Here is a 15088-nt window from a genome sequence, read left to right on the forward strand (position 1 = left end):
ACAAGTTGTTCTTCATAAGCTCTTAATGATCTTTCTAACACCTCGTCAGTGCCAGAAGCTGGACTTCGATATACTTAACAACTCAGCAATCTGCTTCGTTCGTTTCCGTCTATCTCGTCGGTATGGGCTCATTATAGGGTAATTTCCTACAGGTGCAAGCGCTTTTAACTCACAGGAATCACGACTGTTTTATTTTTATGCACCAATTTGGTTCGTATTTATACAAAACATCACATAACTACATATTTTTAAAACAGAAATATGAATTAAATATTTCTGTTTTATTCTGTACCTAGTTTCTCACAACTGGCGCTTTAATGTTCACACTGTTGATCTTTACAGGCTTCACCGGCACATTTTGATGCATTCCATAGTTTCGAGTCGGCACTTTGGCAATCTGATCGACAATATCCATACCTTTAGTGACCTTACCGAAGACCGCATAGCCTGCATTTCGGGCAGAACGATCCAGAAAATCGTTATCGACCAGATTTACAAAGAATTGTGCTCGTGCAGAATCCGGCTGATTGGTACGCGCCATCGCTAAAGTACCGCGTTTATTTTGCAGACCATTCGATGATTCATTTTTAATTGGAGCTTGGGTATTGGCCTTTTCCTGCATATTGCTATCAAAGCCCCCACCCTGCACCATAAAGCCAGGAATGACCCGGTGAAAGATAGTGTCCTTATAGAAGTTGCTCTTTACATAGTTTTCAAAGTTTTTTGCCGAGATCGGGGCTTGATCATTAAAGAGCTCAATTTCAATATTTCCCGATGAAGTTTTCATCTCAATAAGGGTATTGGCAGCAAAACCTGGCAGACTGATGGCAGTAAGGGCGATCGCATATAATGATTTCTTTAACATTTTTTAACTCATCTACTTAGAAGTAATGGTTGTGAATGACTGTATATTAATCTTTTATAACTCATAATGCAGTTGCCTGCCGACTAAAGACAAGAGAATAAGAATGAGCCATGCATTATTACAGGAGCAAAATATCCACCAGTTTCCGCCTTGGCATTTACAGGGCGAAGGTTTTATTTTGAATTACTGGCTAACACCCGGCTTTATTCAGCAAGCCAAGCAGTTCCGTATTGCCCCCTCCCCACTGGGTCGCGTGGTACAAGTGTTATTGGTGCGTTATCATTCTTCACCCATTGGTCCTTATGATGAGTTACTGATTCTGGATCATCCTTTAATTAGTAAACGACGCCTCAGCTCGATTCCTAAAATTTATGTGTCTACTCATGAATCTGTCATACACGGCCAGCATTTATGGGGTATTCCCAAAGAACATGCAGAATTTGAATGGCAGGAAAAAAATCAGGAAATATTGTGTCATATTCAGCATCAAAACCAGCGTATGACGATTCGACTCAAAAAAACCAAATCTGCGCGCAAGTTCTATATTAATAGTCATCATATTCCAGCCTCTATGCTCAAAATTCAGCAAGCCTGGAAAGGCCAGCGTTTTCAGTTCAGCCCACAATTCCGTGGCCATCTTTCCAAGCTGTCCCAAGTGGAATGGCAAAATATCAATAATATATTTCCAGACTTTTCCAAAGCCAAATTGCTGCAAAGCTTTTATGTTCCCAAATTCAATCTGATCTTTCCTGAAGCGCAGATCAGCAGCAAAGTATAAGAATTGATAAAAACCTATCTATAAAAAAAGGTGTTTCATGAGAAACACCTTTTTGCATTCACGCCTTGGATTTAACTATTTTTGTCCCAGAATTTGCGGAAATTTTTGCTGATCTCAATCACATATTTTTTGGCACGGCGGGAGATCGGCGTCAGGTTGATAAAACCATGTGCCTGGTCGGTATATTCATGATAATAAACACTTACCCCATTTTGACGTAGTTTATGCGCATAGATTGAACCTTCATCATGCAGGACATCATGACGTGCGGTAATCACATAGCTCGGCGGCAAGTTTTGCAATTCACCATAGGTCGGTGAAATCAGTGGATCATCTAATTCAATCTGATGGGTCTGGGCATACATGAAGGTCACCAGATCAATATCCTGCTCTGAAAGTACCAGTCCATCTTTATAGGCATAAAAAGATGGATGGCGACTTTTAAAGTCGACCGCCGGATAAAGCAAAAGCTGCGCTCGTGCGGCATAAGATTTACCTACACTGCGCTGAGCTACAACAGTAGCCAGATTTCCGCCGGCACTGTCCCCTGCCAAGGCAATCCGGTTTTTATAGACTTTTAGCTGCTTGCTATGCTGATGTGCCCACGCCAGGGCATCTTCACAAACCTGTACCATCTGCAAGGGGCTAAATTCTGGCGTCAGCGGATAAGCCACGCTTAACACCTGTACTTTGGCATGTACTGCCAGCAAGCGACAGAATTCATCATGGCTGTCCAGACCGCCCACCATAAATGCACCGCCATGATAAAAAATCACCATCGGCAACTTCTTTTGTGGAGCTGGATGATAATGCCGGGCAAAGATGCTGCCACTTTGCAAAGGCAGACGCAGCTCTTCTACCATTTTCACAGCAGTCGGTCTGGCCTGAATTGTTTTCATGCGCGCATCAAACGCCACCCGTGCCTGTGCGACATCTTCACTCAGAAAGCTGCCATGCCCCTGTTTAAGCTGAATCGCCATCAGGCATTTGACCATGGGGTCTAAATCAGGATAGTGATGAGGATAGTCCAAAGCCTTAACCAATGCGTCTTGTGCAATACCAGGTAAGCGATCCAGCATACGCGCTGCTGTGCCTTGCCCTTTCTCCATGACACTTTTCAGTACTGGATGATTCACAGTCATTATTTTTAGTCCTTATTCTCTTAATTCTTCATAGTTTCTACACGATTAGCGTTTCAGTGACCATATTCTTATATAAGTCTTAATATCTAAGTACATATAGTTTTATCCAATACGTTAACCTGATTTATAAAAGATGTCATTGACCGTTTAAATGGTATTTTTGACGTAGTTTTGCGAGCTTCAGTATATTTTTTATTTCAAGTTGGGAGAATGCCTATGGCTGGCAAAATTATAGCTCTGTCTCTGGCGACTGCATTTTTGGCTGTAGGCTGTGTTGCTTTCCCTGAAGATGGTGGCTACTACGATGGCCGTTATGATCAGCGTTCTGATCGCCGCTATGAACAGGATCGTCGTTATGATCGGCAACGCTGGGAATATGAACAGCAACGTAAACGTATTGAACTGGATCGACGTAAACAGGAAGTGCAGCGTCGTAACTGGGAACAGGACCGTAAAAGACAGTTAGAACAGGACCGACGTAAAAGCCAGCTGGAACGACAACGCCAGGAACAGCAGCGTAAAAACATGATGAGCCAACGGCAAAAACAGGCTGAAACAGAACGTAATAAACGCCGCCTGGAGCAGGATCGTAAACGGATCACCGATCAACGTGCCAAAAAAGCCCAGCAAAACCGTTCATCTAACCCACGCTGGAGCGATAATCGACGTCAACAGCAACAACAGCGTCCACGCGATCGCCGTGATTAATACTTTGATTTCACTCTTTGTTAAAAAAGCCTGTAGCAGGCTTTTTTAATGGAAAATTTTATCTCAAGCTGATTGGATAAAAGCAGTATTTTTGCATGAAGGCCGGACTAAGCCGCCAAGCCATCATTTTTATCTTGATCAGATCAAGAATGCTCAATTTTAGCAAAAAAAAGGCCTATCTTAGAGAAAAAGATAAGCCACGAAAACACATTTCAAAATAAGAAGAAACTACAGCGATAGAATCTGGAATAAATATTAATCAAAAGTTCATCTATTGAGAAATACTTTATTGCTTAGATATTAATCGCTTTTATGTCTAATAAATAATCAGGCAAAAAAAAGCCGAGTCTTGGGGGAACTCAGCTTGAAAAAAGTAACTTGAAATAAGGCAACAGCAACCGAGTTCGGCTCTCTCCTCTGAACAAGGTCGCTGTCTATGTCAGTATCATGCAATTTTTTTACCAATATTTAAAACAGATTAAAATTATTAAATTTATTCAAAAATACGATTATCAATTTTTTATATTTATTTTCAAATAATTCATGTTTTATTTTAAAGCCCAGACTGTCTATTCAGCGACGTATACAGTAATGATTAGATGGCTCCTTGATCATTTACTTCAATTTATCTCCGCCTATATCGCGGTAAAAGCCTGCCATCTGCTCGCTGTTTTATTCAGAATTTTGTATAAATCTTAAATTTAATCTTGACTGACGCTTGAATTTTTACACCCTGCCCCGATTTCTTTAGGTAATCAAGAACTTCAACCATGGCAGTTCAGCATTAACGCAGTGAATACTGAGGCCTGAGGACTGTACATGTTTAAGAACCCATTTAAACGGAGTAAATCAATGGCGACTGAGCAAAACGAGCAAGCTCAAAAATTTGAGCAAGAGCAAGCGGAACAAGATACAGCGCAAACTCAAGCTGAAACCGAGCAGGCAGAAGTTTCCGTTGAGTCTTTACAAGAGCAGATTGCGCAGCTTGAAGGTGACTTAAAGTTAGAAAAAGCACGTACGGCCAATGCAGTCTACGAAGCACAAAAAAGTGTGGAACGTATTCAGCGTGAATCTGAAAAGCATAAAGATACCGTTTTAGAAAAGTTCTCTAAAGAACTTTTAGAAACCGTCGACAATCTCGAGCGCGCCATTGTTGCCGCAGGTGAAGAGAAAACTCCACTGCTGGAAGGCGTTGAACTGACACTTAAATCTTTATTGAATACCTTAGAGAAATTTGGAGTCGTGGTGGTAGACACCAGTAACGGCTTTAATGCTGATCTGCATCAGGCAGTTGGGATTGATCCAAATGCCAAAGCCAATGAAATTGGCACTGTTTTGCAAAAAGGCTACACGCTGAATAATCGCCTGTTGCGTCCGGCGATGGTCATGGTTGGCGCTTAAGCCAAATAAATTCGGGAGTTTGTGAAATTTTTTCAACAATTTTACTTGAAAAAAATCGAACGGCTCTCATATCGGATAACAAGTAAATCCCTTTTAATTTCCCTTTGATAAAGGGAAAAGTTTGGGAATAAAAAAATTTTTGAGGAAACATCCAAATGGCTAAAATCATTGGTATTGACTTAGGTACTACAAACTCATGTGTTGCAGTACTTGAAGGCGACAAAGTTAAAGTAATCGAAAACGCTGAAGGCGCGCGTACAACGCCATCAATTATTGCCTATAAAGATGGCGAAATTCTGGTAGGTCAATCGGCAAAGCGTCAAGCGGTAACAAATCCTAAAAATACCTTGTTCGCGATCAAACGTTTGATCGGTCGTCGTTATGAAGACCAAGCGGTACAAAAAGATATCGGTCTGGTACCGTACAAAATCATCAAAGCTGACAACGGTGATGCTTGGGTTGATGTCAACGACAAGAAACTTGCGCCACAGCAAATCTCTGCTGAAATCTTGAAAAAGATGAAAAAAACAGCGGAAGATTACCTGGGTGAAACAGTAACTGAAGCGGTCATTACCGTTCCTGCTTACTTCAACGATGCCCAGCGTCAAGCAACGAAAGATGCAGGTAAAATTGCAGGTTTAGAAGTGAAACGTATCATCAACGAACCAACGGCTGCTGCACTTGCGTTCGGTATGGACAAGAAAGAAGGCGACCGTAAAATCGCGGTTTATGACTTGGGTGGTGGTACATTCGACGTTTCAATCATTGAAATTGCGGATCTTGATGGCGACCAGCAAATCGAAGTATTGTCTACTAACGGTGATACATTCCTGGGTGGTGAAGACTTCGATAACGCATTGATCGAATTCCTGGTTGAAGAGTTCAAGAAAGAACAAAACTTCAACTTGAAACAAGATCCGCTTGCGCTGCAACGTTTAAAAGAAGCTGCTGAAAAAGCAAAAATCGAGCTTTCTTCTTCGAATGCAACTGAAATTAACCTACCATACATCACTGCTGATGCGACTGGTCCTAAACACTTGGTGATCAACGTAACACGTGCGAAACTTGAAGGTTTAGTTGCTGACTTGGTTGCGCGTACCATTGAGCCATGTAAGATTGCACTTAAAGATGCTGGTCTTTCAACTTCAGACATCTCTGACGTGATTCTGGTGGGTGGTCAATCACGTATGCCAATGGTTCAACAGAAGGTTCAAGAATTCTTCGGTAAAGAGCCACGTAAAGACGTAAACCCTGATGAAGCAGTTGCAATGGGTGCTGCGATTCAAGGTGCGGTACTTTCAGGTGACAAAACTGACGTACTTCTACTTGACGTTACTCCGCTGACACTTGGTATCGAAACCATGGGTGGCGTGTTAACAGCAATCATCGAGAAAAACACCACGATTCCTGCGAAGAAATCTCAAGTGTTCTCGACTGCTGCTGACAACCAGCCTGCTGTAGACATTTCTGTGTTCCAGGGTGAACGTAAAATGGCGCAGCAAAACAAATTGTTGGGTAACTTCCAATTGGGCGATATCCCACCGGCTCCACGTGGTGTGCCACAAATTGAAGTATCTTTCGATATCAACGCTGATGGTATCTTGAAAGTATCTGCAAAAGACAAGAGCACGGGTAAAGAGCAATCGATCCAGATTAAAGCAAACTCAGGTTTGTCTGATGCTGAAATCGAAGCAATGATCCGTGATGCTGAAGCGAATGCTGAAGAAGATCGCAAATTCGAAGAATTAGCGAAAGCACGTAACGAAGCGGATGCGTTAGTTTCTTCTGCTCAAAAAGCAGTGAAAGATTTGGGCGAGCAAGTGACTGCAGACGAAAAAACTGCAATTGAAACTGCGGTTTCTGAGCTTGAAGCATCAACTAAAGAAAATGATGTTGAAGAAATCAAAGCGAAAACTGAAGCGCTTCAAAACATCATCATGCCGATCACTCAGCGTGCCTATGAAGCAGCTCAAGGCCAAGGCGGTGCGCAAGGGTTTGATCCGAACGCATTCGGTGGTGACGCTGGTCAACAACAGCAAAAAGCGGACGACGGCGTTGTAGATGCTGAGTTCACTGAAGTAAAAGATGACAAAAAATAATTTGTCGCTTTAACTGAAAAACCGCGCAATAGCGCGGTTTTTTTATGTCCAAATTTTAAAGCATGAAGGTAAAATGACTAAAAATGGATCGTATGTTCAAGTAAAGCTGTTTAAGCTAAATCCAACATGAAACGACCATCAACCCTGAAAATTCTGATTTTGCGGCCTTTCAGCAATGGGTTAAAGCCATGTTATTGCTACAGGAACGCCACACTTGTCGACTGTATGCCAAATCCGGCCGGGGTATGGAGCTGGAAGCGCAAGTTGGCTGACGCACGGGCTGGATCGAAACACCACAGGCTGACATCGTGGCCTTTTCCCTGAATATGCAGATGCACAGTCATATGGATCCGGCGATTCGCCTGGACATTTTACAGCAAACCTTGGCCGAATTAGGACTTTATCCAAAAGCTGAGCAGGAAGGCAAATAAGCATGGGAAATGCCTTAAAATTAAGCTATATTTTTTAAAAATAAGCATCTCAATAGCAATATGCGCCTTCTATTTTGTCTGGTCATCGTTGGGTTAATCCTGTCTGCCTCTATGCATATGCAGACCAAAGCTCATCCACAACTGCGCTACAACTCGCTTGCAGACCGGCTCAGTCATCCTTTTGACACACGTTTACGCTTTAAGGTCGATCAGGTAGATGCAGGCTTTGGGCTGAGTAAAGAGCAAGTGATTCAACTGAGCAAAGAAGCCGTCGAGATCTGGCATCAGGGCACCCATCGCGATGATCTGCTGCTCTATGATGAAAATGCCCAGCTGAGTATTCATCTGATCTATGATCAACGGCAACAGGAATATAATGCCTTAAAGAAAGTCGAAAAACAGTTGCTGGCAGATGATGCCCAGTATCAACGTCAGGTCAAAAATCTGGAAGCATCTTATCAACATCTGGAAAGTCAACAACAACGCTTGATCCAGCAAAGAGATCAGATTAATTATGAATTTCAGAAGCTACAGCAACGACGGCATCAGCCAAATTTATCTGCCTATGAGCACGAACAATTAGAATATGAGTTTCAGGCTTTACAGCGCAAATCGGAAAATTTTAAACGGGAAGCCGAGTATCTTCAGCGACAGCAAAGTTCTTTTAACCTGAATGTTTCGCTGCATCAACATAGTCTTGAAAATCATCAACAGAATATCATTCAGGCCCAGCAACGTTTTCCTTCCCGTGAATTTCATAAAGGGGTATTTATGGGTCATCAGATTCATGTATATCAGTTTGATGCAGAAGATGATCTGCGTCTGACACTGGCTCATGAACTGGGGCACGCTTTGGGCCTGTATCATCATGATGATCCAGAGGCACTGATGTATCCGGTACTGGGAAAACAGAATCTGCAACACTTTCAGTTGCGACCTGCCGACAAGACTTTGCTGTATCACCGTTAAGTGATCAGCCTGAATTCCTTAATTAATTTAAGTGTATAAGTGTTATAAAAAACACTCTATTCGGATTTCATGTTATTGTGAACGGCTACATTGTTCAGGCCATCTTTGGAGATTCATGTGAGTTACTACCATATTTTAATTGAAGTAAATGACCACATTAGTACGATTGATGAAACGCGTGATATCGAGATCTTTGATATTGAGGATATTCAGCCACATCTTCATGCGATTTTATTGCCTTATTTCAATGAACAGCTGATTGAACTGGACGATGAGAATCTGGAATATAAAGATATTTTACATCTGGAAATCAAACAGACCCTCTTGCCGATCAATGACCTGATCGAAGAAGAGCAGCGCCTGTTGCCAAGTGATACCGATATTACCATTAGCGCTTATGAGATTTTTAATAATCGTGAGCTGAGTCAGGATGTCACATCAGTAATTTTTGACCTCTTGGAAGCGGTAAAACTGGAAAATTAAGTTTTCTTCAGATATAAAAAAGTCCTCATCAAGAGGACTTTTTTATTGTGCGCGTTTAGATCGAGAATGAAGATCCACAACCACAAGTGGTGGTCGCATTCGGGTTCTGCACCACAAAGCGTGAACCTTCCAGACCTTCTAAATAATCTACAACGGAACCGACCAGATATTGATAGCTGAGTGAATCGACCAGTACTTTCACATCGCCGTTGGCAAATTCTGCATCATCTTCATTCTGACTTTCGGCAAAGTTAAAGCCATAAGAGAAACCTGAACAGCCGCCACCGGTAACATACACACGGAGCATTAAGTCTTGGTTACCTTCACTGTCACGCAACTGGCGTACTTTATTTGCGGCATTGTCGGTGAGCACAAGCGCTTGGGCATTCATGGCGGATTCCTCTGTTGAATGGAATGTCTTTAAAAAGAAAAGACCATATCGAAGTATAACACACTCAATATATGGTCAGTCTCTACAGATTAAAAGTCAAATCAGAGTAATTTTATCAGGATTATTTGTAGTTCTCATCCTGTAAGGCACATTCGAAGTTTTGCGGGTTCTGCTTACAACGGAATTGCCACAGCAGTTTCATCATGCGTTTATCATATACGCCGCGTTTGGTCAGGTCGATTCTGGAATCGCGCATCATTTTCTGATAGCCCGGTTTATCTGCAGCCGGAATATCCATCCAGTATTTTGCAGGAATATCGGCTTTCATTTTGCCCAGAATACCAAAAGCGCGCGGCAACTGGCTTCTCACCCATTCACGTGATTTTTGACCATAACCCGCCGGGAATTTATCGGGACGGATAATGATATTACCGGTCACTTGCAACACCGGATAATTCACAATCGCACCTTTTGTACCTAAGCCTTTGTGTAATTCTAGCGGCTTAAATACCGCAGCGGGTGCGCCAATGATATCAACCTGACCATTGTTAAACTTGGCGCCAAAGTTGGTGACATCGGCACTGACGGCTTGAGCACCAACCTGCTGCACCATGATTTTTTGTGCTTCATCATAGTCGAGTACCGCAATTTTTTTACCTGCGGCTTTGGCCACGGTATTAATACTACGGTCATTGACCAACAGAAAAGCATCACCGACAGGAATCACCCCCACCACTTCATATTTGCCATTGAGCATATGTTTGGCAAAAGTCGGACTCGCCAGACCCTGCATCACTTTAACGGCCAGATTCAGATCTGGAATCGCCCCGATAGCATCGAGTGAGCCGGTAAAGCTGTTAAACTGACGTCCGCGCATTCCAGTGACACTAATCCCATCACATTTTCCAGCCTTAAAATCTTCTGCAACCACGGCTTCATTGGTATTCACTCTAAGCTCGATATCAGCGCCCCAGTTTTTCGCTGCCAGCTGATAATCTTTCATGACGCTATACACATCGCCATTTTTGCCCACCAGATCAAATACGCACATCACCTGTTTGGCCTGTACCAGACCTGAAACAGTAAATGTCGCTGCGGCCAATGCCAGTATTTTCCATCTTCTTTGCATCATCCTAATGTCCTTATACCTTGTTTTTGTTATTGCGATTTCAGCCGCATCTAATTGTTTTTATATTAATCATAAGAAATCAATCTTTAGATCAAGCTTAAGCTATTTAATCAGCTGTACAATGGCTGATCTGCCTCAGTTCAACCACAAAAAAAGCTTAGACTCAGCTAAGCTTTTTCTTTAAAAATCAAATTACTCACCCGGAAGTGAACACTCAAAATTGGCTTTGTCGACAGAACAGCGCGCGCGTTTTAACACTGACATCATGCCAGCATCATAGATTCCGCGTTTGGTCATGTCCATACGGCCATCACGTAACATTTTCTGATACTTGGTTCTATCTTCCACGCTCAGATTCATTTTATATTTCGACGGAATTCCGGCTTCCAGACGGCCGATCATGGCCATACTTTTTGGCAGGTTTTTGATAAACCAGTCACGCGATTTTTGCCCAAAACCTGCCGGGAATTTTTCCGGGCGAATGACAAAATCGGACGTCACATGCAGCACCGGGAAATTAAACATCGCGCCGTTATTGCTAAGGCCTTTATAAATCTCTAGCGGTTTATAAGCATAGGCTGGTGCCCCCACCATATCCACCTGACCATTGTTAAATTTGGCCACAAAATTGGATACATCGGAAATCACGGCCTGGGCACCGACACGCTGCACCATAATTTTCTGGGCATCGTCATAGCCCAATACCGCGAATTTTTTACCTGCGGCTTTTTCGATCGAGTTAATATTTTTGTCACGGACAAAGATGAACGCCGAACCAAGTGGTGCAATCCCGGCAATTTCGTATTTTTTACCACCCAGATTAGTCACCATTTTGCTGGCATTGCGTTTGTCCAGCGCAAAACTAATGGCTCGCTGTGCAATTGCATTGCTCGGTGCACCGCCCAGTGCATCGATAGAACCGGCAAATTTATTGTATTGACGGGCGCGCATGGCAGTCATAAATACGCCATCACATTTTCCGGCTTTAAAATCATTGTCGGCAACAGCTTCATCTTGGCGGGCAATCAGATTGATTTCTGCGCCCCAGCCTTTTGCAGCCAGTGCCCATTCTTGCGCCATCTGGAAAGACTCACCCGATTTACCCAGTAAGTCAAACACGCAGATATCGACTTTTTCTGCATGCACTGCATTGGCAAAACCAAATGTAGAAAGTGCAGCCAATGATAAGAGTGCTTTTTTCATTGTATTATCCTTTGGAATCTTGTTATTCGCTGAGTGTCCGTACACGGAACAAATATTAAGCAAGTTTAATTAAAAAAAATAGAGCATTTACTCCATTTAAAACCCGTGTTTTGGCCTATAAAGATAAATCAGCGTATGTTCTAAATATTATTTTATAAAATATTTTTAAATATCAATTTCTTAATATTTAATAGAAGTTTCGTATCATTACATTTAATCCGTGAGAGTTACAAAGATATACATCATTTGAATTTTATTCGCCACTAATTGAACACTCAAAATTGGTTCTTTCGACGGTACAGCGGGCACGCTTCAATACCGTCATCATGCCGGGATCATAAATCCCCTGCCGGGTTAAATCGATGCGGCCTTCGCGCAGAATCTTCTGATAGGCAATGCGATCTTCACGGCTTAAGTTCAGCTTATATTTATTGGGAATTTCCGCTTCCATACGTTTCACCATGGCAAAACTGCGCGGCAACTGTTTCACAAACCAGTCTCTGGATTGTACTGCGAAAGAGTCAGGAAATTTATCCTGCCGGATGATCAGGTCGGCAGTGACATTGATTACTGGAAAATTAATCATGGCGCCTTTATTGCCCAGACCTTTTTCTAATTCAAGCGGTTTAAAGGCATAAGCCGGTGCAGCCACAATATCAACTTCGCCCTGATTAAACTTACGGATAAAATTGGAAATTTCCGACATTACCGGCACGGCTTCAATCCGGTTGACCATAATTTTCTGGGCATAGTCATAATGCAGCACGGCAAATTTCTTGCCTTTTACCTGTTCCAGTTTATTCAGCTCGCGATCACGGACAAAAATATAAGCCGGGCCAATCTGCCCGATCCCAGCCACTTCAAATTTTTCTTTGCCAATCTGGGTGATCAGGCGCTTGCTGTTGCGTTTGTCCAGTACATAACTGATGGCTTTCATGGCAATGTCATTATTTGGCACACCACCAATCGCATCAATCGAGCCGGCGAATTTGTTATAGGCGCGGGCCCGCATAGAGGTCATATAGAAGCCATCGCATTTGCCGGCCTTGGCATCCTGATCCACTTTGGCTTCGTCCTGATAGGCAGTCAATTGAACATCAGTATTCCAGGCTTTTGCAGCTAAAGCCCATTCCTCCATTAATTTAAAAGATTCGCCAGACTTGCCCAGCAAATCAAAAACACAGACATTTACTTTGGCATGACTTGAAGTCGATGCCAGTAGACCCAGTGTAGATAAAACTAAAAATCCCTTTTTCATTTTTATTTTACTCTATCATATTTTTTGCTCGATCAGCTTCTACTATAAACAACTGTTAATGCTGAAAATAGAGCTTATACTCAACTTATGCGTCCATAATATATAAATTCACAGTATTTAAAAGCTGGCTCATTTCAGTAAAAGTCGCAAGATTTTTCATTTTCACAAGGCTTTCCTTTAGAATAGGCGCATCTTATTTCTTAGCTTTGATTTCTCAATGATTCAGTTAGACCAGTTATCTATACGTCGCGGTGGACGTGTTTTATTTCAAAAAGCGTCGATGCAGTTACACCCAGGATGGAAAATTGGCCTAACCGGTGTCAATGGTGCCGGGAAATCGACCCTGTTTTCAGCCTTACTGGGCGGCATGGAGTCAGACACCGGTTCGTTGACCCGTCCTGCGGTATGGACCGTGGCGCATATGGCACAGGAAATCAAAGCGCTGAATATGAAAGCCATTGATTTCGTCTTGTCGGGCGATGAAGAATACTGGGATATTCAGCAGAAACTGGAGCAGCCAGATCAGCTGGATGATGCAGAACTGGCGCATTTATATGGCCGTTTTGATGAAATTTCAGGTTATTCTGCGCCGGCCAAAGCTTCGCAACTGATGGCCGGTCTGGGCTTTTTTGAACATCAATCCCAACTGGATGTGTCCAGTTTTTCTGGTGGCTGGCGCATGCGCCTGAATCTGGCGCGTACCCTGATGAGCCGTTCCGATTTACTCCTTCTTGATGAACCGACCAACCATTTAGACCTGGATGCCATTCTCTGGCTCGAAGACTGGCTGAAAGCCTATGAAGGTACGCTGGTGCTGATTTCGCATGACCGGGATTTTCTCGATGCGATTACCGACCATATTTTACATATTGAAAATCAGGAACTGATTTTATATACCGGTAACTACTCGACCTTCGAGCGTACCCGCAGTGAACGTCTGGCGCAGCAGCAACAGGCTTATGAAAAGCAGCTGGAAACCCGCGCACATCTGCAAAAATATATTGACCGTTTTAAAGCGCAAGCCACCAAAGCCAAGCAGGCACAGAGCCGGATCAAACAGCTGGAGCGTATGCAGGAACTGTCTGCTGCCCATGTTGATACACCATTTACCTTCAGTTTCCGTGAACCGACCAAAATGAGTTCGCCTTTATTGCAACTGGAACATGCCGATATTGGTTATGGTGACAAGCTGATTGTCACCAATGTCAATTTACAGATCACACCAAGCAGCCGGATTGGTTTACTCGGGATGAATGGTGCCGGTAAATCTACCCTAATTAAATCGCTGGTCGGTGATTTAAAATTGCTTCAGGGTCTGCGCAAAGACTCGGAACTGCTCAATATTGGCTACTTTGCCCAACACCAAATGGATGCACTGGATGGCAATGCCAGCCCGATGTTACAGCTGGCCCGTATTGCCGATAAAAAAATCAGTGAAGCCAGCCTGCGTTCTTTCCTGGGCAGTTTTGGTTTTAGCGGCGAACGCATGGATACGCCGAGTGAAAGTTTCTCGGGCGGTGAACGTGCCCGTCTGGCTCTGGCATTGATTGTCTGGCAGCGTCCAAACGTGTTGATTCTGGATGAACCGACCAACCATTTAGACCTGGATATGCGTCATGCATTGACCATGGCCTTGCAGGATTTTGAAGGTGCTGTGGTGCTGGTGTCGCATGAACGCCAGCTGATTGCCAGTGTCTGTGATGAATTGCTGCTGGTACATAATGGTCAATGCTGTGAATTTGACGGTGATCTGACCGCTTATGCCGATTGGTTACGTCAGGCCCGCATTGAGATGATCAAAAACGGGCAGAAGCCAGCCGAGCCGGTGAAATCTCAGGTCGAAGTCAAAGCAACCATTTCCAAACTGGACAAAGAAGCACAGCGTAAGGAAGCGGCACGCCAACGAGAACTGAGCCGCCCGATTCGTAAAAATATCGAAAAATGTGAAACACAGATTTCAAAGGTTACGCCGCGTCTGGCTGAAATTGAAAGCTTGCTCGGAGATAGTGCTTTATATGATGCCTCACGTAAAAATGATTTGCTCAAACTGATGAATGAGCAAACTGAGCTGAAAGCCAAACTGGAAACAGCCGAAGAACAGATGCTGGAACTGATGATGGAACTGGAAAGTCTGGAGCAGTCCTTCTAACACTATTTCAACACCCCCATTATCTGAGAGATGAGTAACAAGCGTTATTCATCTCTTTTTTTTATTAAAACCACCCATTTTT

The 15088-nt window shown here is 43.2% G+C and carries 13 protein-coding genes and 1 pseudogene; 8 read left to right on the forward strand and 6 right to left on the reverse strand.

Annotated features, from left to right (window positions below):
* Positions 1 to 292 precede the first annotated feature (292 nt).
* Positions 293 to 865, reverse strand: coding sequence for a peptidylprolyl isomerase (locus FTT73_RS13135; RefSeq protein WP_180191544.1), 573 nt, complete (start codon positions 863 to 865; stop codon positions 293 to 295).
* Positions 866 to 968: 103 nt separating this feature from the next.
* On the opposite strand from FTT73_RS13135, the gene FTT73_RS13140 reads away from it, so the two are divergent.
* Complete coding sequence (locus FTT73_RS13140) at positions 969 to 1643, forward strand: acetoacetate decarboxylase family protein (RefSeq protein ID WP_180086078.1); 675 nt, start codon at positions 969 to 971, stop codon at positions 1641 to 1643.
* 71 nt (positions 1644 to 1714) lie between these two features.
* Here the strand turns inward: FTT73_RS13140 and FTT73_RS13145 are convergent, their stop codons facing one another.
* Entirely contained in the window at positions 1715 to 2785 is a 1071-nt protein-coding gene (locus tag FTT73_RS13145) for an alpha/beta hydrolase (RefSeq protein WP_180191545.1), read from the reverse strand.
* Positions 2786 to 3001: 216 nt separating this feature from the next.
* On the opposite strand from FTT73_RS13145, the gene FTT73_RS13150 reads away from it, so the two are divergent.
* From FTT73_RS13150 to FTT73_RS13175, 6 genes and pseudogenes are all read left to right on the forward strand, one after another.
* On the forward strand, positions 3002 to 3493 hold the full coding sequence (locus FTT73_RS13150) for a hypothetical protein (protein WP_180191546.1): 492 nt from the start codon (positions 3002 to 3004) through the stop codon (positions 3491 to 3493).
* Positions 3494 to 4345: 852 nt separating this feature from the next.
* On the forward strand, positions 4346 to 4894 hold the full coding sequence (gene grpE / locus FTT73_RS13155; protein ID WP_005173545.1) for a nucleotide exchange factor GrpE: 549 nt from the start codon (positions 4346 to 4348) through the stop codon (positions 4892 to 4894).
* 155 nt (positions 4895 to 5049) lie between these two features.
* Entirely contained in the window at positions 5050 to 6993 is a 1944-nt protein-coding gene (gene dnaK / locus FTT73_RS13160; protein WP_074383783.1) for a molecular chaperone DnaK, read from the forward strand.
* A 170-nt stretch (positions 6994 to 7163) separates the two neighbouring features.
* Positions 7164 to 7424: pseudogene (locus tag FTT73_RS13165) on the forward strand (hypothetical protein); the annotation flags it as partial.
* A 60-nt stretch (positions 7425 to 7484) separates the two neighbouring features.
* Positions 7485 to 8393 (forward strand): matrixin family metalloprotease, encoded by a 909-nt coding sequence (locus FTT73_RS13170; protein WP_180191547.1) that lies wholly within the window; start codon positions 7485 to 7487, stop codon positions 8391 to 8393.
* A gap of 105 nt (positions 8394 to 8498) precedes the next feature.
* Positions 8499 to 8876 carry a hypothetical protein gene (locus FTT73_RS13175; protein ID WP_167381287.1) on the forward strand — a complete coding sequence of 126 codons (378 nt, stop codon included), beginning with the start codon at positions 8499 to 8501 and terminating at the stop codon, positions 8874 to 8876.
* A gap of 55 nt (positions 8877 to 8931) precedes the next feature.
* Here the strand turns inward: FTT73_RS13175 and erpA are convergent, their stop codons facing one another.
* From erpA to FTT73_RS13195, 4 genes are all read right to left on the reverse strand, one after another.
* Positions 8932 to 9267, reverse strand: a complete 336-nt coding sequence (erpA, locus tag FTT73_RS13180; RefSeq protein ID WP_004281944.1) for an iron-sulfur cluster insertion protein ErpA — start codon at positions 9265 to 9267, stop codon at positions 8932 to 8934.
* Between the two features lie 121 nt (positions 9268 to 9388).
* Positions 9389 to 10396 carry a putative solute-binding protein gene (locus FTT73_RS13185; protein WP_074384156.1) on the reverse strand — a complete coding sequence of 336 codons (1008 nt, stop codon included), beginning with the start codon at positions 10394 to 10396 and terminating at the stop codon, positions 9389 to 9391.
* A 192-nt stretch (positions 10397 to 10588) separates the two neighbouring features.
* Positions 10589 to 11599: a putative solute-binding protein gene (locus FTT73_RS13190; protein WP_100329867.1), complete on the reverse strand. Its 1011-nt coding sequence runs from the start codon at positions 11597 to 11599 to the stop codon at positions 10589 to 10591.
* Positions 11600 to 11852: 253 nt separating this feature from the next.
* Positions 11853 to 12857, reverse strand: a complete 1005-nt coding sequence (locus FTT73_RS13195; RefSeq protein ID WP_180078745.1) for a putative solute-binding protein — start codon at positions 12855 to 12857, stop codon at positions 11853 to 11855.
* A gap of 217 nt (positions 12858 to 13074) precedes the next feature.
* Here FTT73_RS13195 and FTT73_RS13200 point away from each other — a divergent pair, with 217 nt between their 5' ends.
* Positions 13075 to 15006 (forward strand): ATP-binding cassette domain-containing protein, encoded by a 1932-nt coding sequence (locus FTT73_RS13200; RefSeq protein ID WP_100355782.1) that lies wholly within the window; start codon positions 13075 to 13077, stop codon positions 15004 to 15006.
* The last annotated feature ends 82 nt before the right edge of the window (positions 15007 to 15088 follow it).

Origin of the sequence: Acinetobacter sp. YH01006 (assembly GCF_013420445.1) — a bacterium.
GTDB lineage: Bacteria > Pseudomonadota > Gammaproteobacteria > Pseudomonadales > Moraxellaceae > Acinetobacter > Acinetobacter pseudolwoffii.